The sequence below is a fragment of the Terriglobus roseus genome (assembly GCF_900102185.1).
GTDB lineage: Bacteria > Acidobacteriota > Terriglobia > Terriglobales > Acidobacteriaceae > Terriglobus > Terriglobus roseus_A.
In genome coordinates, this window is the sequence record NZ_LT629690.1 from 3,604,540 (window position 1) to 3,629,275 (window position 24,736).

20 protein-coding genes are annotated in these 24,736 nt (G+C 56.3%); 6 read left to right on the plus strand and 14 right to left on the minus strand.

The window, feature by feature from the left end; genetic code table 11:
* Positions 1–70: 70 nt before the first annotated feature.
* The gene (locus BLT38_RS20710; protein ID WP_172838295.1) at positions 71–865 is read right to left on the minus strand and encodes a glycosyltransferase family 4 protein; all 795 of its coding nucleotides are present in this window, start codon (positions 863–865) and stop codon (positions 71–73) included.
* 1,131 nt (positions 866–1,996) lie between these two features.
* Between BLT38_RS20710 and BLT38_RS15170 the strand changes: the two genes are divergently transcribed.
* Positions 1,997–3,445 carry a capsule assembly Wzi family protein gene (locus BLT38_RS15170; protein WP_231966541.1) on the plus strand — a complete coding sequence of 483 codons (1,449 nt, stop codon included), beginning with the start codon at positions 1,997–1,999 and terminating at the stop codon, positions 3,443–3,445.
* A gap of 326 nt (positions 3,446–3,771) precedes the next feature.
* The gene (locus BLT38_RS15175; RefSeq protein WP_083345937.1) at positions 3,772–4,839 is read left to right on the plus strand and encodes a glycosyltransferase; all 1,068 of its coding nucleotides are present in this window, start codon (positions 3,772–3,774) and stop codon (positions 4,837–4,839) included.
* A 27-nt stretch (positions 4,840–4,866) separates the two neighbouring features.
* Here BLT38_RS15175 and moaC read toward each other — a convergent pair whose 3' ends face one another.
* The 9 genes from moaC to BLT38_RS15220 are packed head-to-tail and all read right to left on the minus strand — an operon-like array spanning position 4,867 to position 15,498.
* Complete coding sequence (gene moaC, locus BLT38_RS15180) at positions 4,867–5,361, minus strand: cyclic pyranopterin monophosphate synthase MoaC (RefSeq protein ID WP_083345938.1); 495 nt, start codon at positions 5,359–5,361, stop codon at positions 4,867–4,869.
* Entirely contained in the window at positions 5,358–5,555 is a 198-nt protein-coding gene (locus tag BLT38_RS15185) for a hypothetical protein (RefSeq protein WP_083345939.1), read from the minus strand. Before BLT38_RS15185 ends, moaC begins: the two co-directional genes overlap by 4 nt.
* A 10-nt stretch (positions 5,556–5,565) precedes the next feature.
* Positions 5,566–6,789, minus strand: a complete 1,224-nt coding sequence (gene glp, locus BLT38_RS15190; RefSeq protein WP_083345940.1) for a gephyrin-like molybdotransferase Glp — start codon at positions 6,787–6,789, stop codon at positions 5,566–5,568.
* Between the two features lie 10 nt (positions 6,790–6,799).
* Entirely contained in the window at positions 6,800–8,164 is a 1,365-nt protein-coding gene (hemG, locus tag BLT38_RS15195) for a protoporphyrinogen oxidase (RefSeq protein ID WP_083345941.1), read from the minus strand.
* Positions 8,165–8,167: 3 nt separating this feature from the next.
* Positions 8,168–9,400 carry a ferrochelatase gene (gene hemH, locus BLT38_RS15200; RefSeq protein ID WP_083345942.1) on the minus strand — a complete coding sequence of 411 codons (1,233 nt, stop codon included), beginning with the start codon at positions 9,398–9,400 and terminating at the stop codon, positions 8,168–8,170.
* Positions 9,397–10,485: a uroporphyrinogen decarboxylase gene (hemE, locus tag BLT38_RS15205; RefSeq protein WP_083345943.1), complete on the minus strand. Its 1,089-nt coding sequence runs from the start codon at positions 10,483–10,485 to the stop codon at positions 9,397–9,399. The genes hemH and hemE overlap by 4 nt, the downstream gene beginning before the upstream one ends.
* Positions 10,486–10,758 carry an oxidative damage protection protein gene (locus tag BLT38_RS15210; protein WP_047490527.1) on the minus strand — a complete coding sequence of 91 codons (273 nt, stop codon included), beginning with the start codon at positions 10,756–10,758 and terminating at the stop codon, positions 10,486–10,488.
* A 19-nt stretch (positions 10,759–10,777) separates the two neighbouring features.
* Positions 10,778–10,963 carry a DUF5522 domain-containing protein gene (locus BLT38_RS15215; protein ID WP_083345944.1) on the minus strand — a complete coding sequence of 62 codons (186 nt, stop codon included), beginning with the start codon at positions 10,961–10,963 and terminating at the stop codon, positions 10,778–10,780.
* On the minus strand, positions 10,960–15,498 hold the full coding sequence (locus BLT38_RS15220; RefSeq protein ID WP_083345945.1) for a DEAD/DEAH box helicase: 4,539 nt from the start codon (positions 15,496–15,498) through the stop codon (positions 10,960–10,962). The genes BLT38_RS15215 and BLT38_RS15220 overlap by 4 nt, the downstream gene beginning before the upstream one ends.
* 109 nt (positions 15,499–15,607) lie before the next feature.
* Between BLT38_RS15220 and BLT38_RS15225 the strand changes: the two genes are divergently transcribed.
* Positions 15,608–16,201, plus strand: coding sequence for a KdsC family phosphatase (locus tag BLT38_RS15225; RefSeq protein WP_083345946.1), 594 nt, complete (start codon positions 15,608–15,610; stop codon positions 16,199–16,201).
* A gap of 6 nt (positions 16,202–16,207) precedes the next feature.
* Here BLT38_RS15225 and BLT38_RS15230 read toward each other — a convergent pair whose 3' ends face one another.
* Together BLT38_RS15230 and BLT38_RS15235 are read right to left on the minus strand one after the other, a co-directional pair.
* The gene (locus BLT38_RS15230; protein ID WP_231966543.1) at positions 16,208–17,317 is read right to left on the minus strand and encodes an FUSC family protein; all 1,110 of its coding nucleotides are present in this window, start codon (positions 17,315–17,317) and stop codon (positions 16,208–16,210) included.
* 92 nt (positions 17,318–17,409) lie between these two features.
* Positions 17,410–20,172: a TonB-dependent receptor gene (locus tag BLT38_RS15235; protein ID WP_083345948.1), complete on the minus strand. Its 2,763-nt coding sequence runs from the start codon at positions 20,170–20,172 to the stop codon at positions 17,410–17,412.
* 204 nt (positions 20,173–20,376) lie between these two features.
* Here BLT38_RS15235 and BLT38_RS15240 point away from each other — a divergent pair, with 204 nt between their 5' ends.
* Positions 20,377–20,952, plus strand: a complete 576-nt coding sequence (locus BLT38_RS15240; protein WP_083345949.1) for an RNA polymerase sigma factor — start codon at positions 20,377–20,379, stop codon at positions 20,950–20,952.
* Entirely contained in the window at positions 20,949–21,761 is an 813-nt protein-coding gene (locus BLT38_RS20555; protein ID WP_156785154.1) for an anti-sigma factor family protein, read from the plus strand. The genes BLT38_RS15240 and BLT38_RS20555 overlap by 4 nt, the downstream gene beginning before the upstream one ends.
* Positions 21,762–21,808: 47 nt before the next feature.
* On the opposite strand, the gene BLT38_RS15250 is transcribed toward BLT38_RS20555, so the two are convergent.
* Entirely contained in the window at positions 21,809–22,144 is a 336-nt protein-coding gene (locus BLT38_RS15250; protein WP_047490538.1) for a c-type cytochrome, read from the minus strand.
* 133 nt (positions 22,145–22,277) lie between these two features.
* Positions 22,278–23,351 (minus strand): beta-propeller fold lactonase family protein, encoded by a 1,074-nt coding sequence (locus tag BLT38_RS15255; RefSeq protein WP_083345950.1) that lies wholly within the window; start codon positions 23,349–23,351, stop codon positions 22,278–22,280.
* Positions 23,352–23,607: 256 nt separating this feature from the next.
* On the opposite strand from BLT38_RS15255, the gene BLT38_RS15260 reads away from it, so the two are divergent.
* Positions 23,608–24,735, plus strand: a complete 1,128-nt coding sequence (locus BLT38_RS15260; RefSeq protein ID WP_231966544.1) for a YncE family protein — start codon at positions 23,608–23,610, stop codon at positions 24,733–24,735.
* The last annotated feature ends 1 nt before the right edge of the window (position 24,736 follow it).

Below are 24,736 nucleotides of genomic sequence, written 5' to 3' on the forward strand. Positions count from 1 at the left end.
GATGGTACAGGATATCCGGATCCGTATCCAAATCCCTAACGAAGCTGCGACGGGGCACGGCCAGGCAAATCTAGGCGATCGCTATTCTTCGATAGAGTCTGAAAAACTGTCGTGCCGTTTCTTCAATTGAATAGTTCTCCAGTACCTTTGCACCACGAGCGGAGAGTTTTTCGCGCAGTTCGGGTGAAGCCAATATCTTCTCCATGGCATCAGCCAACTCCTCGGGCGAGTTCGGAGGGAAGAGCAGGGCTGCATCGCCAGTGACTTCAGATAGGACCGTCGCGTTGGAACTGATTACGGGCAAGCCAGCTCGGAATGCCTCCAGGATAGGGAGTCCAAGACCTTCGAAATGGCTGGGAAAAAGCAGCGCTGTCGCGAGATGGAATAGCACCTGTATCTGGCTCGATGTTGTGAAGCCCAGAAAACTAACCTTATCCGCAACTCCAAGCTCTTGGGCCAGTGCCTCCACCGTCTTTTGATACTCCGCGGGCTTGCCCGTGAACACTACATGTGGAGCCGGGCCTTTTCGAGTCTTCAGCAGAGCCAACGCACGGAGAATGACAGCATGGTTTTTGTGAGGCCAGCAGATGGCGGGATAAAGAAAGAATTGCTCTGGCAGTACCAAATCTTGGCGCACACCCTCAATATCTTCCGCTGAAGGCTGGCTATATGCCTCAAAGGCGGTTCCCCAGCGAATGACGACGACCTTATTTGGATCGAGACCGTATTGCGTGACGACGTCTTGTTTCGTCCACTCCGTTTGTACACAAACAAAACGGGCCCGTTCACAAAATGCTGGATATTGCGTCTCTCGGACGCGATAGTCCTGAGGTGAGAAGAACTTTGGATAATGGCGGTGTTGCAAGTCCCAAGGCTGGTAGATTGTCGGCAGGTCGGTCGTGTATCCGACCTGCGATGGGAAGTGAACCAAATCACAACCCAGCCGTTCTGCTGTGCCGTCAGAAGCGGGAATCCTCGCGCTGACTGGCCGCAACTTTGTATAAAGCCACTGCAGGAAGGAGATGTTGCGTAACGCAGCCTTCCATCGTGATTTGGCTGAAAGCGCCGGTTTCGGAATGCCCACCAGAGAACAGTTTCCAGATACGTACGGACGAAAGAAATCTAGGTGTGTGTCCCAAACAAGTAGAACGTATTCCTGTTCCTTTTGTTCGAGTTGGCTGAGGCCATGCAATAGTGCTAGAACTGCCGTACCTACACCCTGTCGCGGCTCTTCCACACGAAACTCAATGGCGACTTTCAACTTGCGTGATTGCAATACTTCGTCCTTGGGTGCCTTGTTCAAGCGTAACGTGCAGCCGGCCTAATTCAAACAATTAGACCTCTTTAGTAGAAATGGCCGTGACCGGAAAATCCACGGCGCACTTGCACGATCATTTCCCGCCGTCACAACGTGACGCTGCTATGGTGCACAAGAAGGCCTTCCTCAAAGCGCAGTTGGGATGTGGCACCAACTTGCTGCGAGTTTGATCAAGCATGTCGGCCGTCCGTCAATTATCTCGCTGATTGTAGATGAATGGTATCCAGAGGGAAAAGCCAACTGCTTCATCAGCTGAAGCGCTGAAGAAACGTCTATCCTGTAGAAATGCTAATGAGGCCTCGCACCTTCAGTCTCTGCCTGCGTATCGCGTGCTGGCTGATGGCCCTTTCATGTTCCGCGGCTCTAGCCCAGCTCCCTGACGCTCCTTCGCCTCTGAAGGCCCCCTATTTAAATACTTTCTCTCTCGCAGTCCCAACCGCGCCAATAAGCGTGGATCCCAAACCTATCGAGCAGCCCCAAACACCTCCTGTCTCGCTCGATGATGACCGAACTGGATCCACCCTCGTCCCCATGGATAGCTGGGTATACCCGGCACTGGAGAGGCTGGCCGCGATGGGGCTTATACCTTCGCAGCAGGTTGCTATTCGTCCTTGGACTCGGCAAGAGTGCAGGAGACAGGTACGAGAAGCGGAGGACTCTTTACATGGATTCGGCAACTTGGACAATCCAGTCGCAAAAGTTGTTACTACCGAAGCGGAATCGATGTTGCCGGACTTGGAGTACTACCTGCGTGAACCGGAACTGCAATCCAAGGTCGTACTGGAATCTATCTACGCCCGCTACGGCTCCATCATGGGCCCTGCCCTCACCGATAGTTTTCACATAGGCCAGACCTGGTGGAATGATTTTGGTCGACCCCTCGGACGCGGGGGAAGCCTGATTGCTGGCTACGCCCTGCGCGCAACCTCAGGTCGCTACTTCTTTTATAGTCGGCAGGAGTTACAGACCCATCCTGGACTCCCGGCTGTATCACAATCCCTTGCCGACTATTACAAGCAGATAGACAATGACACCTTCTCCGGCCCGGCTCCTCCGAACTTCAATCTTGCTTCCCCCCCAATTTCTGCGTACGTGCGCCAGCGACCGATTGATCTTTACGCGGGGATGGCCTTCGCAGGCTACAGTCTCTCTTTCGGCAAGCAGGAAATTTACTGGGGACCCAACACTATGGGGCCGCTCTCGTTTTCCAGCAACGCGGAACCGACCTATAACCTGCGTCTCACTTCAAATCGCCCACACGACTTGCCGTTCATCCCATCGCTCGGAACATACAGCGTGGATCTTGTCTTTGGAAAGCTTTCTGGGCATCGCTACCCGGCACGTCCCTACTTCAATGGACAAAAAATTAACTTCAACCTGGGTCGAAACCTCGAGATCAGCTTTACTCGTTGGTCTATTTTGTGGGGCGTTGGCCACCCCATGACGTTGCGTTCGCTCAAGGACAATTTCTTCAGCAGCAATTCCACCGGTAGTAACTTTGGGTATGGCGATCGTGAGGATCCGGGAGATCGAAAAAGCGCGTTTGACTTCCGTCTGCACGTGCCGGGCTTAAGCAACTTGGTGACTATTTACAGCGATTCCTACGCCGACGATGACCTGAATCCGCTGGATGCTCCGCGCCGAAACGTGTGGGCGCCTGGTATCTACGTTGCTCGCTTGCCCGGCATGTCTCACATGGATTTTCGCTTCGAGGTGACATCCACCGAAGAACTCTCGCAGGACGAGGGCAATCACCGCATCTACATCAACAACCAGTATCGTGATGGCAACACCAATAAAAGCTTCCTCCTCGGGAATGTTACTGGCAGAGATGCGCGCGCCTACGAGGGCCGCCTGGGGTATTGGGTTTCCGCTAGAACTCGCGTAGAGGGAGGATATCGCCAAGAAAAGATCAGCCCATTGCACCTGACCAATGGTGGCACGGTTTCTGATGGCTTTGTCCGGGCAAACTATGCGATCGGAAAGGACTGGAACGTCGAACTATTCTCACAGATCGAACGCTTTCTAATCCCCGTACTCGGACCTGAACGCCAAACTAATGGCAGTGTACGGCTACAAATTACTTGGGATCCGAACAAGGTGATCGGCCATCTCCGTTCTAGATAGAGGTTCGCGAGGGCAGTCCATAAAGAGCGAACGCAACAAAACACGATTGTTGAAACTATGCCTATCAATGTAGGAAATCTCGAAGGGGGACGTGTCGTTCCGCGAAAGCATTCTTTCATTACAATGAGCCTGCATGCTTGAGAACGATTCTTTGGAGAAGAACCTTCAACAACTTCCAAGAATGCAAGTAGCGAAGTTTCATCCGATGAGAAATACAGCAAAACTTCCTTCTATTTGCCCACGTAGTTAAAAACTGCACGAAACTTCGTGCTGAAGATCGGGGTCTGAGTTGTTGTGAAACAGCATTAAGAGTGGAGACGGCAATAGTGGCATCGCACACATCATCTTCTTGGAAGTCGCTCGATGCCCTTCTCAAGGAAGAGCAGGAAAAGAATCTGGCCTCACCACTATCAGAGGATCAAGCATTGGAAACGTTTGCCACTGCCATGGACAGTGAACACATCCGACCCCATCGGCTTCATTTGCAAGACGTTGCCGTGATTATCCCGACCTATAACGCCGGCGCCGACTTCGAGCTCTTGAGGGACTCCCTCATCGCGTCTGGTCTGGAAGCGCGTCAGGTTCTAGTTCTGGACTCCGAATCGAAAGATAAGACGCGTGAAATCGCCACTGCGGCAGGATTCCGAGTAGAGAGCATTTCCCCACGTAACTTCCGTCATGGAAAGAGCCGGCAATTCGCTACAAGCTTCGTCCCTCAGGCCAAGATTTTGGTCTTCATGACACAAGACGCCATGCTTGCCAATGTGGATGCCATTCGTAACCTTGTCAGCAGCTTCGATGATCCCGCAGTGGGTGCAGCCTTCGGGCGCCAGCTTCCCCGTGAGGTGGCAGGTGCGATCGAGCGCCACGGTCGCTTGTTCAACTACCCAGACGTATCCTATGTCCATGTGTACGAAGACCGTAAACGAGTTGGCTTTCGCGCAATATTCTTCTCGAATAGCTTCTCCGCGTACCGGCGAGATGCCTTTGACGCCGCTGGCGGATTCGACCCAGAAGTGATCATTGGTGAAGACTCAACGATGGCGGCCAAGATGCAGGCAAACGGATGGAAAACTGTCTATTGCAGCGAGGCAAAGGTCGTTCATTCGCACAACTTCAACTTCTCTCAGACAGTATCCCGCTACTTCGACACAGGGGTATATCACGCCCGTAAGCCTGAACTAATGGAGACATATGGTGGAGCAGGTGGTGAAGGCCGCAAATTTGTGATTTCGGAATTCAACTATCTGCGCAAACACGATCCGCTGGCCATACCGCGAGCGGCAATGCTCACCGTGGCTAAGTACTTAGGGTACAAACTGGGCCGGATGGAAGCTCATCTACCCTTGTCCCTCAAGCTCAAGCTGACAGGCCAACGCTCCTATTGGACTTAATTGGTCGCTCTTAGATAAGGCAACCTCTTACTCCTCAGAACGTACGTAGTCTCCGCTCTTGCCGCCTTTTTTGCTTAGCAGGACGACTTCTCGGATGCGGATTCCCTTATCCAGCGCCTTTGTCATGTCGTAGACGGTGAGTGCCGCGACGGCCGCAGCGGTCATCGCCTCCATCTCCACTCCGGTTCCGGCGACTGTTGCCGCGGTGGCACGAATGCGGACACCTCCACCTGTCTTCAACAATGCCGCGGGATGCACGATGGTCGCCTCAACGTCCACAAAGGACAGCGGTAGCGGGTGGCACATGGGAATCAGGTCTGCAGTCTTTTTGGCGGCGGTAATTCCCGCAAAGCGCGCTACTTCCAGAGGATTGCCTTTAGGGTTCTGTGGCAGCGCATCAAGGACATCCGCGTTCAACTCCACGAATGCTTCGGCTACCGCTTCACGGCGCGTTGGCTTCTTGTCGCTCACGTCCACCATGTGCGCTTCGCCAGCTTCGTTGTAGTGCGATAGCTTGCTCACAAGTCTTCTCCGCGGCTCAGCATTAATCCCACAATCAGCACACCCGCGTCCAGCGCCAGCCATTTCAACAGTTGCTTCTGTTCGAGGTGGATTAGGAAGTAGTGGCTCTCCACGATCAGCCCGGCTACCGCCAACGCGGGCAGAATCACAGCTGCACCAATTAATAGTTTGCCCAGGCGCGCGGTCTTGGTCATGTGTAAGAGCCTACCGCAGCAGCACCGTCACCGTGGTTCCGGCTGCAACGGAATCGACATCCGAAGGCACAACAATATAGCAATCAGCGCGAGCATTGGAAGCCAGATCACCAGATCCATGCCATTCCACCGGATTAACAGTCACGGCATGAAGAGAGGAAGAGAGCTTTGCGGGGACAAACCGCGTCAATCCAGAACGCACCTTCATTATGGATGCCAGCGTCCCCTGTACGAATCGCGGTTGTGGCAAGGACTCGCCACCCAAAGCCTGCAACATCGGCATGGCGAACAACAGCGCCGTTACCTGCGTGGACACCGGATTACCGGGCAAACCGAAGATCCACTGCTCTGCGTGTGTTTGGGTCGCAGGCAGACGCCCGAAGACAACTGGCTTGCCGGGCTGTATGAGAACGCCGGTGAAGAAGAACTCCGCGCCAAGCGAGAGAAGAACATCCTCTACCAGATCATATTTACCCGCGGACACCCCGCCACTCAGCAGCAACATGTCGGCGTCTCGCGCGACACTAATACGCTCAAGAAGCGATTCTCGAGTATCAGACGCAGGCGGCAACAGACGCGGCACACCGCCATGCTCCCGCACGATCGCCGCCAGCGCATGAGAGTTGCTGTTGCGTATCTGGTGCGACGCCGGAGTTTGGTCTACCGCCACCAGTTCATCCCCCGTCGCTAATACCGCAGCGACAGGCTGCACATAGACATCCAATCCCGCGGCTCCGACGGAGGCTGCAAGGGCAATTTCAGCGGCGGCTAGGCGGACGCCCGCATGCAGCAGAACATCGCCTGCGCGAGCTTCTTGCCCACGCGGAACCACGTTGTCACCAGCGCTCGGCAAGTGACGGTCAGAGATGCTCACCGTTGTAGCCGTAGCCTCCACATGCTCCAGCATCACAACGGCGTCCGCCCCATCCGGAACCGGAGCGCCTGTCATCACCTCGATCGTTTCTTCCTGAGCCAGAGAGGCACCGGTCCACACCTCACCCGCACGAACAGAACCAATAAGTTTTCGCACGCCGTGATCCACTGCACGCACGGCGTAGCCATCGCGAGTTGATCGTGGAAAGGGTGGTTGATCACGGTCAGCATAAACGGACTGCGCGAGAACGCGTCCGAGTGCCTGCTCCAGTGGCACTCGCTCCGTGCAGGTACGCGGGAACAGTGCGGCAATATGAGCGGCGACGAGATCGAGTGCTTCCTGGCAGGTGATCAACGCCATGTGAGTGTCCTCAGGATGCCAACAGTTCGCGTGCGGCGGCTCGACCATCGCGGATTAGATCCGGCAGTCCCACACCACGATATCCGTTACCCAGCAAATGCAGCGCACCCAGCATATTCACGCGCTCCTGCAATTCTGACATGCGCTCACCGTGCCCTACGCCGTACTGCGGCAACGAAGACGGCAACCGACGCGCGAATGCGATGGCAGAGTGTGGAAGCGGTCCCAGCACCTTCTCCATCTCGCAAGTCGCAGCCGCGATGATCGTTTCATCGCTTTCCTGCTGCAGCGCTTCTGCCTCTTCGCCACCAAAGAAAGCACGCAGACTCTTGCCGCCTTCCGGCACGCGATGGGTGTACTTCTGATCAGAAAACGTTGCAGCCAGCAACCTGCATGATTCGCCCTCCGGCGACAGGAATCCGAACCCTTTAGGAGTGACAGGTGCGGTCCCCGGAAGATAACCAAACCCAACAATGACTGCGGAACTCGTCGGCTGCACAATCAGTTCCACCATGCGCGCATCCGTCTTTGCAAGAAGCCGCGCCGCGTGATGAACCGGCAATGCCATCATCAGGTGATCAAACGGCTCACCGTCAATCGACCACCCATTCCTGGTGCGCTCAATTTGCTCTACTTCTGCATTCATGCGGATGGAAGCATCAGACAACGTCGCAGCCATGCGTTCCACCAGCGTTCCTGTTCCCGTCTTGAGCGAAGTAAAGACAGGTGAAGCAGGCCGATCCCCACGTTGTGCCTTCTTCGCAGCAAGTCCGCGGATCAACGATCCATACTCGCGCTCCATCTGCACAAACGCGGGCATCACCGCACGCACGCTGAGTTGATGCACATCGCCACCGAAGACACCGCCAAGCAATGGCGCTCCGATCACACGTAATACCTCTTCTCCAAAGTGCCGCTCGATGAAGCTGGCAACAGACTCATCTTGTGTCGGTGCTGCAGCTTTTAACTCATCCGCACGCTGCTCTTCTGCAATGTATGCGTTGCGCGCACCCTCGCTGAACAACGGCGAATGCAGAATCGTATCCACATTTTCGGGAACCATCATGCGCATGTTGTCTGGCATGGGTAGCAACTTGCCTTGCTGCAACACCCACGTAACGCGTTCGTGGTCGTTGGATGTGATGAGCTCGTCTTCCAGGCCAAGTTCGATCGCAAGTTCGCGCGCCCATGGCTTCTCCGTGACCCAACCATCAGGGCCACGCTCAATCACGAAGCCATCCTGCCGCAGCGTGTCTACGATGCCACCCAGGCGATTACTTTGCTCAAAGAGAGTGAAGCTATGGCCATTGCGCTGAAGTTCATAGGCAGCCGATAGGCCCGCCAAGCCTCCGCCAACAATGGCAATGCGCTTCATGCCTTACACCGATGCCTGTTCTTCCACTGGCGCAAGTGTCTGCACAACTTCCGCAGGCTGCGCCGTTGTGTTGAGAGGATGCTGTGGCAAACTGCGTGTTCCGCGTCGTGTCAGATCAGCCAGCGCGCCGATCAGTGTCGGTGAATCGTTCAGGCTCTCAGGACGCGATAACGTGATACCCAGTTCTGCTGCGGTCTTCTGGAATGCAATGTCGATGTCGTACAGAATCTCAACGTGATCGCAGAGGAAACCAATGGGATCAAGAATCACGTGTTGATAGCCCCCATCGCGCAGTGCTTTCAATGTGTCTTCAACACTTGGTCCAATCCACGGACCACCGCTCATGCCCTGTGACTGAAAGCAGAAATACCAGTCGCTCTCGCTGATTTGTTCGCTGAGCTCTCCCGCTATGAGCGCCGCAGTTGCTTTGCACTCAATCGCGTAGGTGTCGGCTTCCGTAGTGAGCAACATGCCGTGGTGTTCGCTGGGCTTCGACTGAATGGTGCGACACGGAACAGAATGCGCTGTGAATAGAACAGCCGTTTTCTTGTCCTGCGGTGCGACTTCGAGCGCTTTGCGCAAACGTTCTGTAAAGGCACGAATCAGCAGCGAGTGTTCGCTCCAACCGGCAACGAAGTCGATTTCGAATGCGCCGTCGGCCGCCGTTTCCATCGCTCGACGATACAGCCCCACACTGGTGCGCGAATTCTGTGGCGCAAGACAGATAGCGCGCACTTTCTTCACGCCGTCCTGCTTCATTTGCGCAACGGTATCCGCGATAAACGGCTTCCAGTTGCGCATGCCAACGTAAACCGGCATGTCCGTACGTTCACGCAACAACTCAGCTTCACGCAGTGTCCACCGCGTCAGATGTGGGCCTTCTGCGGTTGGCTCATCCTTCAAGCCGATCTCCGCATAACGCTCCTGCAACTCATGCACTACGCGCGGCGGAACACCACGTCCGCCGGTGACCAGCTTCAGATACTCGTCCATCTCACCCAGCACATCGGGTGTGCCGTGTGCGAGAAGAACGATGGCATCAAAGTGCTCTGGTTCCGGTTGCGTGACGGCAGGCGCGGCCATGGCTGCGGCAATCTGATCTGCATTGCTGATCTCATACTGCGCAAGAATGCGCCCTTCCTTCGCTGCCACGGCGGGCGCAGCCATCTGCTCCTGCAGCTTCAACTTCTCGCTGGCAAGACCGATGAGAAAGAAAGGAAGATCACGCAAGCTCATCGTGCACTCAGCTCCTTCACCCACTTGCTGACAGCAATCACGTTGTCAACAGGGGTTCCGGGGACAATACCGTGTCCCAGGTTGAAGATATGACCTGGACGGTTTGCGGCCTTGTCCAGAACATCTTTCACGCGTTGCTTCAGCAGATCCTGCGGAGCGAACAGCGCGATAGGATCAAGGTTTCCCTGCACACCGCATGTGTCTCCGGCAAGCTTCCAACCTTCATCCAAAGGCACGCGCCAGTCGAGGCCTAGAACGTCGCAGCCAGTTTCGCTCATGGTGCTGAGCAGCGATGCCGTATCCACACCGAAGTAAATTACCGGCACGCCGAGCGCCTTCACACGCTGCACCAGATCGCGCGTGTGCGGCAACACAAAGTCACGATAGTCATTGACCGCAAGTGCGCCAGCCCAGCTATCGAAGATCTGAATGACATCCGCGCCGGCCTGCACCTGCTGCGCAGCGTATTCCGCAAGCACGGTGTTCAGCTTCTCCATCAGCAGCGACCACGACGATGGAACGCCATACATGAGGCGCTTCATCTCCACGTAGTTGCGCGAAGAACCGCCTTCAATCATGTAGCTGGCCAGCGTAAATGGCGCGCCGATGAAGCCAATGATGCCAAGACGGTCGCCGTCGGTACGCGGCGCTGCGAAGTGCCTGCGCACTTTCTCAATAGCCTTCGCAACGTAGATCAAGTCTTCCGCACGGTCGGTGCGCAGAGCTTCAATCTGTTCACGCGTCCGGATGGGCTTGTGCACCACCGGCCCTTCACCATTCACGAACTCAAAGTCGAGTCCCATGGGCGTGAACGGCAGCAGCAAGTCGGCGAAGATGATCGCCGCGTCTACATCGAGCCGTTCCGCTGCGGTGATAGTCACCTCAGCAGCGACGTCCGGCGTACGGCAGATGTCCAGCAGCGAATGCTGCCGACGAACTGCCATGTATTCCGGCATGTAGCGACCTGCCTGCCGAAGAAACCACACAGGTGTGCGATCTACCTGCTGACGCAGACATGCACGTACGAAACGGCTGTCAATCGCGTTACGTTTTGACGATTCGATAGGTGTAGAAACGTCCGTCATTTACGCCGTCGGGGCGACGTATTCCTTGGGAAGCTCGCCGCCAGAGCCGTAGAAGAACTCGTTCATCTGCTCCACCAGGAACTCCTGCGCCTGCGGTGTCCAGGGTTGCAGACGATACTCGTTCAGCAGCATCTTCTGGCGCTCAATCCACTCGCCCCACGCCTTCTTGCTGACGGTGTTGTAAATCTTGTTGCCGAAGTCGGAGTCGAAGGGAGGCTCGTCCAGCCCCTCCAGCTCCTGCTTGTACTTTGAGCAGAAAACCATGTGTGCCATGTGTGTCTCTTTCCGTTTTCTATTCTAAATTGCCGGGAAGCTGTTCGCCTTTGCCCGGCACCAGATCGCCATTTTCGTCGTAAGGGCAGTGGCGACAGCCATTCCCGCAGCAGGAACCACGTTTGCGATGATATGCCGCTGTAAAGACCAGGAACGGGCCGTCGTAATAGAAATCCTCATCGGCCAGTGAGGGCTGCGTGCTCATGCGAACAAGCTGTCCTGCGGTTGGACTGTTTCTGCACGAGGGGTTTCCAGCTTTGGAGACGGGTTTCTTCGGATCCCCTGCGGCGTCGCCACTGCGTCAATCGAATTCCCCTCAGAATCACACGCCAGTCCGTTACGCAGATGCGCTTTCCGACCCGCAACCGCGCTGGTGCGCTCACCCGGCACTACGATTCCGATGAGATTCACCGGATCGCTGGCAGCAAGAGTGAGTACTTCTTCGTGCTGCAGATCGCGGGTGGCTCGCAAGCTCTCCACCGCTTCTGGCAGAGCAAATTGCTCGCCATGGAAGCCCTGCACAAAACGGCCTCCACGCACTTCCCCACGTGCCTCCATACGACGCAACATACGCTGCAGATCACGCCAGCGCGGCGCGTTTGACTCGCGCGTGAGGATGTCGCGGAAAACCACTCCATAACGTGCCAGCAACATGCGCGCAGCGGCCACGAGTGAGGTCTCTTCTTCGCGTGCGCGCTCCGTTACGGTGAGCTGACGATGCTCATCTTCGATGAAGAGGGACCATCGCCCTGCAGTGCTACGCGTGGCTCGACGCGCAGCGTTTGTCACCGGTTCGGCGGCCATCGGTTTGCGCTTCGGGTCCATCATGATGCGAAGTTGATCGAAGCCATCTGCCGAGGCAATGCCCGCCGTTGCAAGCTCCCACAACGCACTTTGCGTCTGCTGTTTGCTGAGGACGCAGAAACGTTGCAGATCACTAGCAAAGGACGCGCCGCGTTCACGCAAAGCATTTCGCACCGAGAGCGCTTCAGGGCTCAACGCCTGCTGCAGCTTTGTTTCATCAATCGATTTCTGCGCAAGCGCCGCAGGCAGCCAATCCGCGGATTCACGCAGATAAAACGTAATCGGCGCCATATTCGTTGGAATCACGCGGCGCGGTGCAGCGCCATCACCCGCAGCCCATGCCGGGTGTGGCGAGATGCGTCCCCATCCCACAGCACCGGAGAGACACAACGCATCCAGCCATTTGCCGTCGTAATCCTTCACGCGCTGCGGCAGTAAATTACGTTCCCACTCAATGGCAGGCGCTTCAAATCCCTCCAACTGCACCAACGCTTCCAGCACACCTTCTTCGCCACTAAGCTGTGTCTGCGGTTGCAGATGCTGCCAGCGAGTAAGCCAACGTAGGTACACAGCCGGCGTAACAGCTTCAATCTGTTTGCGTAGCGCGCCAAGCGTCAGACGATGAATGCGTTGCAGGATGCGGCGCTCGCACCACTCCACATGTTGATCGTTCTCTGCGGAACTATTGCCCTCAAAGATGCCACGCAGCGCCAGCCCCTGCACTTCAATAGCGACAAGCTGCTGTGCGATGGCACGTGGTTGCAATTCAAACATCTCTGCGAGATGTGTAGCAGTAGTCGGCCCCAGGAGTTGAAGAAATCCCTGCGTCAACAAACGGAGGGATTCGCTGATGGTTATAGCATCTTCACTCTGTTCGGAAGCCACAGGCACAGACGCACCTTGCGAGATGAATTGCAGAAGTTGTGCGTGAGGCAAACGTTCCGTTGCCACCCAGCAATCCTGCGTTCCAAAACGAACGAGACTTGCACGTCCGCGCTGCTGCAGTCGATCAAAGAACAATGGCCAGTGGCGACTACTGTGGATGCGATGCGACTGCATTTCTTCATCGGCACATACAGCCAGCGGGCTCTGCTCCGTGAAGAGGGCTATCGGCAAAACAATGGCGCTGAAGAGAAGATCATGCAGTTCGTGTTCATCGCGCAGGTCGGGCCATATCTCGCAACGTGTCTGCCGAATGGCTGCAGGATCAAGTCGTCCTGCCTCACCCAACACAGAATCCGGAATACTACCGCGCAGGGACACAGCACGCGCACGACGCTCACCCAGATCAGCTTCATCTAGAAAGGCATTCTGATTCGCATTAAGCAGTTCATGCGAGAAGACTGATGGCACCGGCGTATCGACTGCAATGCAACGGATCTTACCGCTATCCATATCGCGCAGAACTTCCTGCAGCCCCGCCAGGTCCATCGCTTCCTGCAACACGTCCTGCATCACTTCACGAACAAGTGGATGATCCGGTATCTCGATATCACCGACAATCGTTTCAAAGCACGCTGCGGCCTGTGGGAACACGCTTGCAAGCAAATCCTCACCACGCGTGCGCTGTACCTGCGGCGGCACCTTGCGGCCTTTTTGAAAGCGCAGCAGTTGCAGAGAACGATTCGCAGCCCAACGCCAGCGCGTCTTGAAAATAGGTGATGCCAGAGAAGCCTGTTCCAGCAACTCCTTCGCTGTGACTTCCGTGAGGAAATGGAATACATCGGCCAATGGGAAGCTGTGCTGTTCTGCGAGACAGATGTTGATGCCGTTGTCCGTCGCTGCCGCCTGCAGCTCGTAGTTGAAACCGCGGCAGAAGCGTTTGCGCAGCGCCAGTCCCCATGCACGATTGATGCGTCCGCCAAAAGGTGCATGCAGAATCAACTGCATGCCGCCACCTTCATCAAAGAAGCGCTCCGCAATGATCGTGTTCTTGGTGGGTACACAACCAAGAACAGCGCGACCATTCGCAATGTATTGAATTAGTTGCAGTGCAGCAGATTCACACAAGCTGCATTCTTCCATGAGCCATGCGAGCGCTGCATCCACACGCACATCATCGCGCGTGACCATCTCATGATGCACACCTTCTGTTCGACAACTGATCTCTTCACGAAGCCCTGAGACGAAGTCGCTGAGAACGTCGGTACGTTGTGGCGCCTCGCCCTCCCAGAAAGGAACGGAAGGCGGCGCGCCATGCGCATCTTCCACCAGCACGCGACCTTCTTTTTCTACCGTGAGAATGCGCCAGCTCGCATTGCCAAGCTGCACCACATCGCCCGGCCCGCTATCCACGGCAAAGTGCTCTCCCAGCGTGGCAATCTGCACACCTTCCGGCATCAGGACGACGGAGAAGATAGACGTATCCGGAATAGCTCCGCCATTGCCAATGGCGGTCATGCGCGCGCCGCGGCGTGGGTGCAGTATGCCCGCAACACCATCGCGCAAGAGATAAGCGCCATAGCGTCCACGCGAATTCTCAATGCCGGTATGCAGCAAGGTAACGAGTTCATCAAACTCATCACGCGTTAGAAGACGATACGGGTACGCACGTGTGATGACGCGGTACATCGCATCTTCTTCCCACGGCTCCGCACCACACATCGCCACCATCTGCTGCATCAACACATCAAGCGGTTGCGGCGGAATCTCAAGCCGGTCAAGCTGGCCGTTGCGCATAGCGCGAATGAGCGCAGCCTGCTCCAAAAGATCGTCACGTGTCGTGGCGAAGAATCGTCCTTTAGGAATAGCCCCGCGCCAATGACCCGCACGACCTACTCGCTGCATGGCGACTGCGATATCGCGCGTGCTGTTGAGTTGCAGAACAAGATCAACCGCGCCAATATCAATACCCAGTTCCAAGGAAGCTGTTGCAACCAGGCACTGAATCTCACCAGCTTTCAATCGCTGTTCTGCATCGAGTCGAAGTGCGCGTGAGAGCGAACCGTGATGCGCGGCGACATTGTCTTGTCCCAACCGTTCGCCCAACGCACAGCACAGACGTTCCACCATGCTGCGAGTGTTCGCAAAGACCAGTGTGGAACGATGTTGCGTGCACAGCTCCGCCATGCGGTCCACAACCTCAATCCACATCTTGTTATCTCGAACACTTGTCAGTTCAGACGATGGAATTTCAATACCAAGATCGAGCGTACGTCGCTGCCCCACTTGCACAATGGTGGCGCGTGTGCGGTCTGCTGCAATGCCAGTAAGGTAATCCGCAACCAGCTCAATCGGATTCTGTGTTGCGGAAAGCCCTATGCGCTGCGGACGTTTCGCCAGGCCCATCAACATGCCACCAGGAGCAAGTCTGTTCTCGCCCGTTACCAGTGCATCCAGGCGTTCCAGCGTGAGTGAAAGATGCGCGCCTCGCTTGTCGTCCACCATGGCATGGATCTCATCCACAATGACGGTGTGAACATGGCGAAGATTCTCACGTGACTTTCCCGCGGTCAACAGCAGGTACAGCGACTCCGGCGTGGTGACAAGAATATGCGGCGGCTCTTTCAACATCGCGAGACGCTCTTTGGGCAGCGTATCGCCAGTGCGCACACCGGTGCGGATACGCGGGCAGAGATAGCCCTCTTCCAATGCGAGTGCGAGTATCTCGCGCAAAGGCTCATCGAGGTTCTTCTGAACATCGTTGCCCAATGCCTTCAGCGGCGAGACATACACCACCTGCGTGTAAGCGGGCAGCGATCCTTCCAGCGCTTCAGTGACAAGCCGGTTGATGGCGACGAGGAACGCTGTGAGCGTCTTGCCACTGCCGGTGGGTGCGGAAATAAGAGTATCGTCGCCACGAAGAATCGAGGGCCAGCCCTCTACCTGGGGTTCAGTAGGCGAACCGAACTTCTGCACGAACCAATACCGCACGACGGGGTGCGCCCATGCCAGCGACGCATGGATTGCCGAGACGGGGGTGACGGCAGCAGCCATGCGGTTGATTGTATTCTGTTCGTGATTTCTTCGCTTTTCATGCCAGCGTAAATGCTCGAGACACTGCGGCAGATCTAGGTGATCGGAGATGCTCTGAGATGATGGAGACATGGATGCAGAACTGAAAGCACGCGCAGAAAAGATCAAAGTCATTGTGTTTGATGTGGATGGAGTACTTACAGACGGAACGCTGTGGTTCATTCCCACCGGCAAACGCGAGGATGGCTTTATCAGCAGCGTGGAAGTGAAAGGATTTTCAGCGCACGATGGCCTGGGTATGGGCATCGGTCGCATTGCGGGCTTGCGTTTTGGCGCCATTACCAAACGCACCAGCGACACCGTCGAAGTTCGTTTGCGCGATCTGAAAGTGGAGTTCATTCATCAGGGATCGCAGCAGAAAATGGACGCCATTCGCCAGATCATGCAGGAAGGCGACGTCACTCTCGAGGAGATCTGCTACGTCGGCGATGACATTATCGATCTGCCACCGATGCGCTCTGTGGGTCTGGCCATTGCTACGTGGAATGCTCGTGAGCCTGTGAAGGCCGTCGCACATTATGTAACGACACATGCCGGTGGCCACGGTGCAGGACGCGATGCGATCGAGCTTGTGCTGGAAGCTAAAGGCGTACTCGCCGAAGCAATTGAAGACTATCTACGTGAAGCTGGCGGCGCACGTGACATTGGCCACAACGTGCAATAGGGAACGTTAGACCTGCGTATCTCCCTCTAGGGAATGAATCTTTGGTGGCTTGATATGCAGCAGCCTGCGTCCATAGCGAAATGCAATGTGGACACTCAAGGCCACACCTGTACCGATGAGCGTGGCCATCACGCGATGCAGTAGCACCTCGCGTGGTGGCTGGCGCGCCACCGCCAGAACGAAACAAATATAACCAGTCAACGTGACAGCAAATGCACCGTAATTGACGGTGTTCAGCAGATACGTGGCTGCCTGAAAGACCAGAACGTAAAACGCAAGCCACATGCCGCTGGGATGAAATTCCACCACAATCAACGTGCAGAGCGCCGCGCCGATCAGAGTGCCTGCGGCCCGCAGTAGACCTCGCGCCATGGTCTGTACAAACTCCGGCTTGGGAAGAAGCAGCGCGGTCATGGCGATCCAGTAAGCGCTTGTCCACGTTTGCGCCTTATAGATCCAGACGGCCACTGCCGCCGTTACGGCCATGCGCAACGCAAACTGAAATGTGCCACTGCCGGGTGAGAGTTGTTCCTTCAGAAAAGCTCTCTGGAATCGTGTCGGATCAAAATCAATGCGACTGAATTTTGTATGCGCCTCTGGCAGCCACAGACGGAAGATCCACAAAATCGAAAACTGTAGCAAGCCACCCGCAAGCACGCCTGCGCCTCTCAGCAATGCGGAGTACAGCAGGTCATGCGTCGTTCCCGGCGTGTTCGGAGCAGCAGCCGAAATAACAAGGAAGATGCAACATTGCTGCCCCACCCACGCAGTCGCGGTGCTAATGCTGTTGGAAAACGCATACAGAACGGCCCACAGAATTGTTGTGAGCAACAGCGCAACAGTGTTGTCACGGCACAGTGCCCCGACAAGGGCAGAGAGAGCAATGCCGAACGAGGCTGCAAGCATCGCGCCCGAACGCGTAAACAACGGCTGCTGATAGGACCCAAAGCCCACACACTGCGCTCCGCCCACCATCAACGCAGCGGTGCCTGGATAACCGTAGTGAATGCCCACAATCAACGGCAGCGCCAGACCCGGCATGCAAAGCAATGCATGCAGAGGCTCCGACTTGTGCCAGTCAAAACGGGCGACTAACTTGCGAACAGATTCAGACACGACAGTCTGATGCTAACGCCTCAGGAATAAGAAAGATGTAAAAGATAAGGCCCGCGATTTTTCGCGGGCCTTGGTATTACGTTCGGAACGAACTAGCGTTTGCCCAGGGTTACACGCAAGCCGCCGAATACGGCAATAGGCGCTCCCGGTGCAAGGTAGGTCGTGTTACGCACGGCATAATCGCCCGAAGCATACGCCGCGAATGGACGCGCAACGAAGTTGCCATTCGCGTCATACGGCGTGGTGGCAAGCTGGCCAGCCGTGTAGTAATGGCGGTTCAGCAGGTTGTTGATTTGCGCGAAGAGCTGGAAGTGCGAGGTGATGTTGTAGCTGGAACCCAGGTTCACAACGCCAAAGCCAGGGCTCTTGCCACTTCCCAGGTAGTACACGCCATCAGCCTGATGCTGGTTGTTCTCATTGCCGCGAACATAGCTTGAGCTGATGAGGTTAAAGTCTGCACTGATGCCCAGCTTCAGCAACGGATGATAATCCGAGTAGAGCTTGAACATGTGCTGCGGCACCTGCGGAATGTTGTTTCCGGGCTGAATGGTGATCAGCCCACCATCGGCCACGCCCTTCTCTCCACTCTTAGCGTTACTGTTGCTGCTGTTGCTGTCTGCTTCAATCGTCTGCGAACTCTGATAGGTAGCTTGCAGGAAGGTGTATTCCGCACCTGCATCAAGCTTGCGCAAATGTGCTGAAGCGGCGGCCTCCACACCTTGACGACGCGTCTTGCCAAAGTTCTGGAAGTATCCATAACCAGTGGCCTGTGCTGCCACGAAGAGCAGATCATCGTAGTTGTTGGTGTGGAAGTATCCAGCGGACCAGCGATAGCGTCCATCCGGGTTACCACGGAAGCCGAACTCAAACGTACGGCTCACCACCTGCTTCAGCGGCGGATCGCTGACCAACGCATTCGGCAGCGAGCAGGGGAAATTCGGATCGGCGCAACCAAGCTCTGTGGATGTTGGGGCGCGGCTGCTCTCGTCGTAGTTGAAGTATCCGTTCAACAGGCTGCTGGCTTTGTACACAATGCCCGCAGTCGGATTGAAACGCTGGAAGTTGTTTACCGCAGTCAGCGTGCCGCGATAGCTGGCAGGTGGCAGGCGGTCCACATTGTTGATGCTCGTGTGGTTATAACGCCCACCAACGTTCAACACCCACTTGTTCAGACTGAAGGTATCGGTCACGAAGAAGCTCGGCGTCGTTGTTGTACCGTGCAGGTTCACGCGATTGTCGATGACGGTGCCGTCATCATCGGTGTAGGTGCCATCGAGGAATGCGTTTACACGTGTAATGCTGATGCCGTCCGTATTCAGATAACCGAACTGTCCAGTCTGCTGAAAGGTCAGCCCGCCGCGATCAAATCCAGCACCAACGGACAACTTATTGTGAGTCGTGTTCCAGTTCAAAACGCCGCTGAAACCAGCAGCATGCTGGCGGGTAACAGTATCCGTATCCACGCCGGTGCACTTCTCGTACGGTTCGTCCTTTTGCAGTGTCTGCGCGATGCAACGGAGATAAGGGAATGGAACCGTCGAAGCATTTTGCACGGTGCTGGGATAAGGAATACCCGCTTTCGTCAGCGCTGTTTTGTCACCAGCGCTTAGCGTATACAGCGACTGGTCAAAGCTGTCGTCATTGATGTCACCGTTCGCAGTGTTCTGGCGCGTATAGCGAACGTAAGCATTCGCATTGATCGTGACGGAACTGGAGATCGCCTGCGTCACGTTCAGCGTAAGGAAAGGCTGGTGCTGATAGGTGACATCGGGGATGGAATACACGCTGTTGTAGCCGTGATTCAGGCCAGTGGTGCGATTGATCGCACGGAAATCCTGCGTACCATTGCCAGTCAGATTGTTAATGGCATAGCCGCCAGACAGTGACACCAGAGTGCCGCCCTGCGCGTAACCCAGCTTGGCAAAGCCCTGACGCACACTGGACGGAGAAAGAGTACGCCATCCATCCTCGTGATACAGCGTGCCGGCAGCGAACCAGTTCCACGCTCCCTTGTTGCCGCCATACTCAGCGTCCACTGCACGGCGTCCGAACGAACCACCATAACCGGAAATGACAAAGCCCTGATTCGCGATACCGTCTTTGGTCTGCACGGCGATCGCACCGCCAAGCGTGTTCAGGCCGTACAACGGATTCGAACCGGGAATCAGTTCCATGGAGCTGATGGCAACCTTCGGAATCAGATCCCACTGCACCACATCGCCGAAAGGCTGATTCTGGCGCACGCCATCCATGTACACCGAGAGACCAGCGGGCGATCCGACAAGAGGAGACGCCGTGTAGCCGCGATAGTTCACATCGGGCTGGAACGGGTTGTTCTGGTTCTCGTTGACATAGACGCCGTTTAGACGGCGCTTCATCGCATCCGTAAGATCGATGGCATTCGTATCGAGCAGCGTCTGCGCGGACAATGTCTGCACCGGCACCGGTACATCTTTCAGCGGCACATTCAAAGCACCGATCGGCGTGGATGCGATGACATCCACCGTGGTATTCACACCGCCCACAGTCAGAATGATGTCTTGTGTAATGGTCGCTCCCGACCTCACAACGAAGGTGCTACGCCGCTCCGCAAAGCCTGTCTGCGAGAGTTCCAGCGTGTAACGGCCAGGAGCCAGGTCGCTTACCTGAAGCGATCCGTCTGAGGCCGACTCCACCACCTGCGAATGGCCCGCGGTAGGGCCGTAAAGAGTACCTTTGGCAGAAATAGCCGCGCCCGAAGAGTCGCGAACGTGAAGGCGCAGGTTACCGGCTGACGATTGTGCCGTAGCCGTGACGCATGCCTGGGCCAAACCTAGCCCGGCAAGCAGAAGAGCAGTGCGTTGATATCGGTACATGATGCGAAGCAGCCTCAGAAGCAAAGTCGAACCTGGCGGGCGCTGGCCCGTAAGAAAAGCCACTCCACCGGTGGGTACCAGTGGAGGGAAGGAGTGAGCGTTCAATTGCTAATTCCGTTTGAATCGATTTTGTTCAGGATTTTTTTGCAAAATTCTTCCGCGCGACAACCACACCTCTCGTCACGCATAATTGGGGCGCGAACCATGTCTTTCCTGTCCAGCAGCCCTGAAGGTTTTTTCAACCCCTCCGCAACGTTAGGTTCCGCGGAGGAAACGACTGCGCTGCAGGCAGAAGTGCTTTCCCTTTACGACACGCTGCACAGCCGATTGCTGCGCTATTCCGTTTCGTTTGGTTTGTCTGTCCCGGATGGTGAAGATGTTCTGCAGGAAGTCTTCCTTGCCCTGTTCCGCCATCTGCGTGCCGGACGTTCGCGCGAAAATCTTCCCGGATGGGTGTATCGCACCACACACAATCTGTCTCTAAAGCGACGCGCCAGCGTCCATGCAGAGCAGAGGGTCGCCGTGGTGGAAGCCAACGCCGAAATGGAAGTCAGCGATCATCAACCCGGCCCTGAAGAAACGGTTCTCTTCCAGGAACGGCAGCAGCGTCTTCGTGCCGTGGTGGAAGCGCTAACAGAGACTGACCGCATGTGCCTTCTGCTGCGCGCAGACGGTTTGCGTTATCGCGAAATCGCTTCCACGCTGGGTATCTCACTGGGCAGTGTGGCAGCATCTTTGGCGCGTTCGTTTGAACGGTTGCAGAGGACGGAACAGCGATGATCTCCCCTCACATTTCGGACGAAACACTACTCCTGATGATGGATGGCGAACTGCAGGAAAGCCATGCAGCGGAGGTGGCCGAACATCTGGAACAGTGCTCCGCATGTCGTCAGCGTCGCGATGCCTTTACGGGGTTGCTCGCCGAAGTGACCGTGCTGGAACCACAGGTTGCCCCGCCAGATACCGCGCGGGAAGGCTTGGCACAACGTATCGCGATAACCGCAGAAGCACGCCGTCCCGCATGGCTGAACCCTCGGCTGATGATGAAGGTTGCCGCGGTTCTACTGCTTGGAGTAGGCGCGCTGACCTATCGGCACTTTTACGCACTGCCGCAAAATGCCATGGTGTCCTATGAGGAAACCGGTCCAGAGCCGAACCACAACATCACACCGGGTGCCGTTCGGAATGCAGAGTTGTCGGAGCTATGCATCATGCCGGACGACAATCTGGATCCCGTCGTCACAGCGGAGAAACAGCGAGCGGTCTTCGCGGCGTACGGACTGGATGATCGCGCCTCGCGTGCCTATCAGGTGGATTACCTCATCAATCCGCAGCTTGGCGGCAATGATGAGTTTCAGAACCTGTGGCCGGAGCCCTATCACGCCACGGTATGGAACGCTCAGGCCAAAGACGCGCTGGAGACCCGCCTGCACGGCATGGTATGCAGCGGCCAGATGAGCCTGGGCGAGGCTCAGCGAGAGATTGCAAACGACTGGATCGGCGCTTATAAGAAGACCTTCCACGCGGACCGTCCGGTTCGCGTACAAGCGGCCATCGACTCCCAGTCCGAATCCAGCGACGTGAAATAGAAAAGGGCGCGGCCATTGGACCACGCCCTTCTATTCCGTCGTCAGCTTTACAGCGTCTTCAGATATTCAACCAGTTCCTTGATCTCTTCCGGCTTCAATTGATCCTTGAAGGGCGGCATGGGGACTTTGCCGTTTTCAATGCGCTCCGTCACGGTGGCATCCGTCACCTTGGTGGTGCCGTCGGCCAGGGTACCGCGTGCGTACAGGCCCTTCAGGCCCGGTCCGATCTTCTTGTCGGTGCTGTCAGCGTTGTGGCACAGGGCACACTTCGCATCGAAGGTGGCCTTGCCGTGGGTGGCGGCCTCGCTCAACTGAGCGTGGGCGCCTGCGGCAAAAGTCAGCGTGGCGGCAAGGAGCGAAAGGGTCAGGGTCGGTCGCATCATTTTCCTTTCCGGCAAACTGGCTGCCGGATATGTTCTGTCCTAAAGATAGACGGCAAACGGAGATACAAAGTCGCGGTGCCGTTGCAACGGCTTTGCATGCTGTGAAACTCCGTTTGCCGACGGTACGGAAAGTTTACGGCAGAACCACCAGTCCCCACGGGCTACCGCCGGAAGGAGCCTTGGCTTTAACCGTAAGCGTTGCCAAATCAACAGCGCTCACGTCGTTGGATGGGCCATTGGCGGTATATAGCGTCTTGCCATCGGGCGAAAGCGCAATGCCCCACGGACGCTTGCCCACCGCCACGTCTCCGGCGACGGTGTTGGTGGCCGTGTCGATAGCGGCAACTTTGCCACCGCGGCCTGTGGAAACGTAAAGCTTGGAAGCATCCGGAGAAAGCAGCACAAACATGGGCTTCACCTGCCCGGGCGTTCCCATCTCAATCGTCTTCACCATCTTGTGCGAGGCAACGTCTACCACCACCACCGAGGCGTCGTTTTCAGCATTGATGTACGCCGTCTTGCCATCGGGAGTGAAAGCTACATTGCGCGGACGGTGGCCCACCTTAAAGGTGGCCGTGATCTTCTTCTTCACCGGGTCCAGCACGGAGATAGTGCCTGTCTCTTCGCTGGTGACGTAGACGAACGTACCGTCCGGCGAAGTCTTCACGCCTTCCGGCTGCGCACCCATCTTCATCGTGGCTTCCACCTTGCCCGAATCAATATCGATGATGGAAACAGCCGATTCGTCTTCGTTGGAGACGTAAATCTTCTTGCCATCCTTGCTCAGATCAAAGTTTTCCGGATCGCTGCCGCCGGGGATGATCTTCACCAGCTTGTTCTGCGCCACATCAAAAACACCAATACCGTCCTTAGAGTGGTCGCTGGGAGGTAGAGTGCTCTCATCTACCCCAGGACCAGCAATGGGCGTTCCGCTCAAAGCGATGTAGAGGGTCTTTCCGTCAAGACTTGCGTGGATACCACGCGGACGCGTGCCGATCTTCAACTGTTCCAACCGCGTCATCGTCGTGGCGTCGATCACGGTCAGTTCGCCGGAAACTTCATCGGTCGCATAGATACGCGGCCCCTTCGCGGTATCCATGGTCAGCGGAGCCGGACCAGAGGTCGTCTCGGTCTTCGGGGCAGATTTGCAACCGGTCAGAACCATGAGTAGGCCCGCCGAGAGAAGAAGGGAATGCGAAGAGCGCATGCGATGTCCTTTTACAAAAAATTGAAGGTAACCTGATTCCGTATTCTGTAAGGCCCGATCCTGTTCAGGCTTTTCACCGCAATGGCGCAACGCGGCGGCTGGCGTTGCCGATTATAAAAGCCCACCATACGAATGGCGATTCCTGCGAACCTGCCATTCTCCGCTACGCGACGGACCAACCTGCCACCGTAACACTTGACAAGGCATGGATGAGTTTTCATGAATGGGTCAAGGTCGAGAATTTGCGGAGGATTCTATGGCGATTCCTGCAAGAGACTCAAAACACGTTCGTCCCCAGCGTTACAGTGCCGACCGCTTGCACAGAAGACTGTCAGTAGCCGCCATCGTCGCAGGTTTCCTCGTAGCTGGCATGACAGTTGAGGCACAGGACACCCCCAAATCCGCCCTGCTTGTCATCTCCAAACGCGAACATGCTCTGGCCATCGTAGATCCCAGCAATCTCAAGGTGATCGCAAAGGTGCCTGTCGGCGATGACCCACATGAAGTCACCGCCTCATCCGACGGCCACACAGCCTATGTATCCAACTACGGCTCGGGAGCGTTTCACTCTTTAGCGGTGATCGATCTCGTGCGTCACCAACCGGAAAAGGCCATCGATCTGGGAGCACTAACGGGGCCGCACGGACTCACGTTTGTCGACGGCAAAGTATGGTTCACCGCTGAAGGCGCAAAGGTGATGGGCCGATACGACCCCGTGGCAGGCAAAGTCGATCTCGTCGTGGGTACCGGACAAAACCGCACGCACATGATTTCAGTCACGCCGGGCGGCGATCACATCATCACCACGAATGTCAGTTCTGGCACCGTCAGCCTCATCGACAAAGAGTCCGTCCGCATGCCCGGACCTCCGCCGGGAATGACACCTCCCCCGGGTGCACCGCGACCTCCGCAGGGTGGACCGGGCGGGCGCACAGATTGGAATCAGACCGTAGTGCGCGTAGGCAATGGCTCCGAAGGCTTCGACCTTTCACCTGATGGGCGTGAGGTCTGGGTTGCGAATGCGCAGGACGGCACCATCTCCATCATTGATCGCCAGAACAAAAGTGTGGTGCAAACCCTGCAGGTCAACGTTGCGGGAGCGAACCGACTGAAGTTCACACCAGACGGGCGTCGCGTTCTTGTTTCAACTCTGAGCGGCTCCGACCTAACCATTCTCGATGCACATACCCGCAAAGTAGAAAAGCGGATTCCCATTGGCCACGGCGCAGCAGGCATCGTGATGCAGCCAGACGGCACACGCGCATTCGTCGCCTGCTCACCAGATAACTACGTCGCCGTCATCGATCTGAATCAGCTAACGATGACAGGAAAGTTTGTCGTAGGCGACGAACCAGACGGCATGACATGGGCAGCCCGTCCTTAGA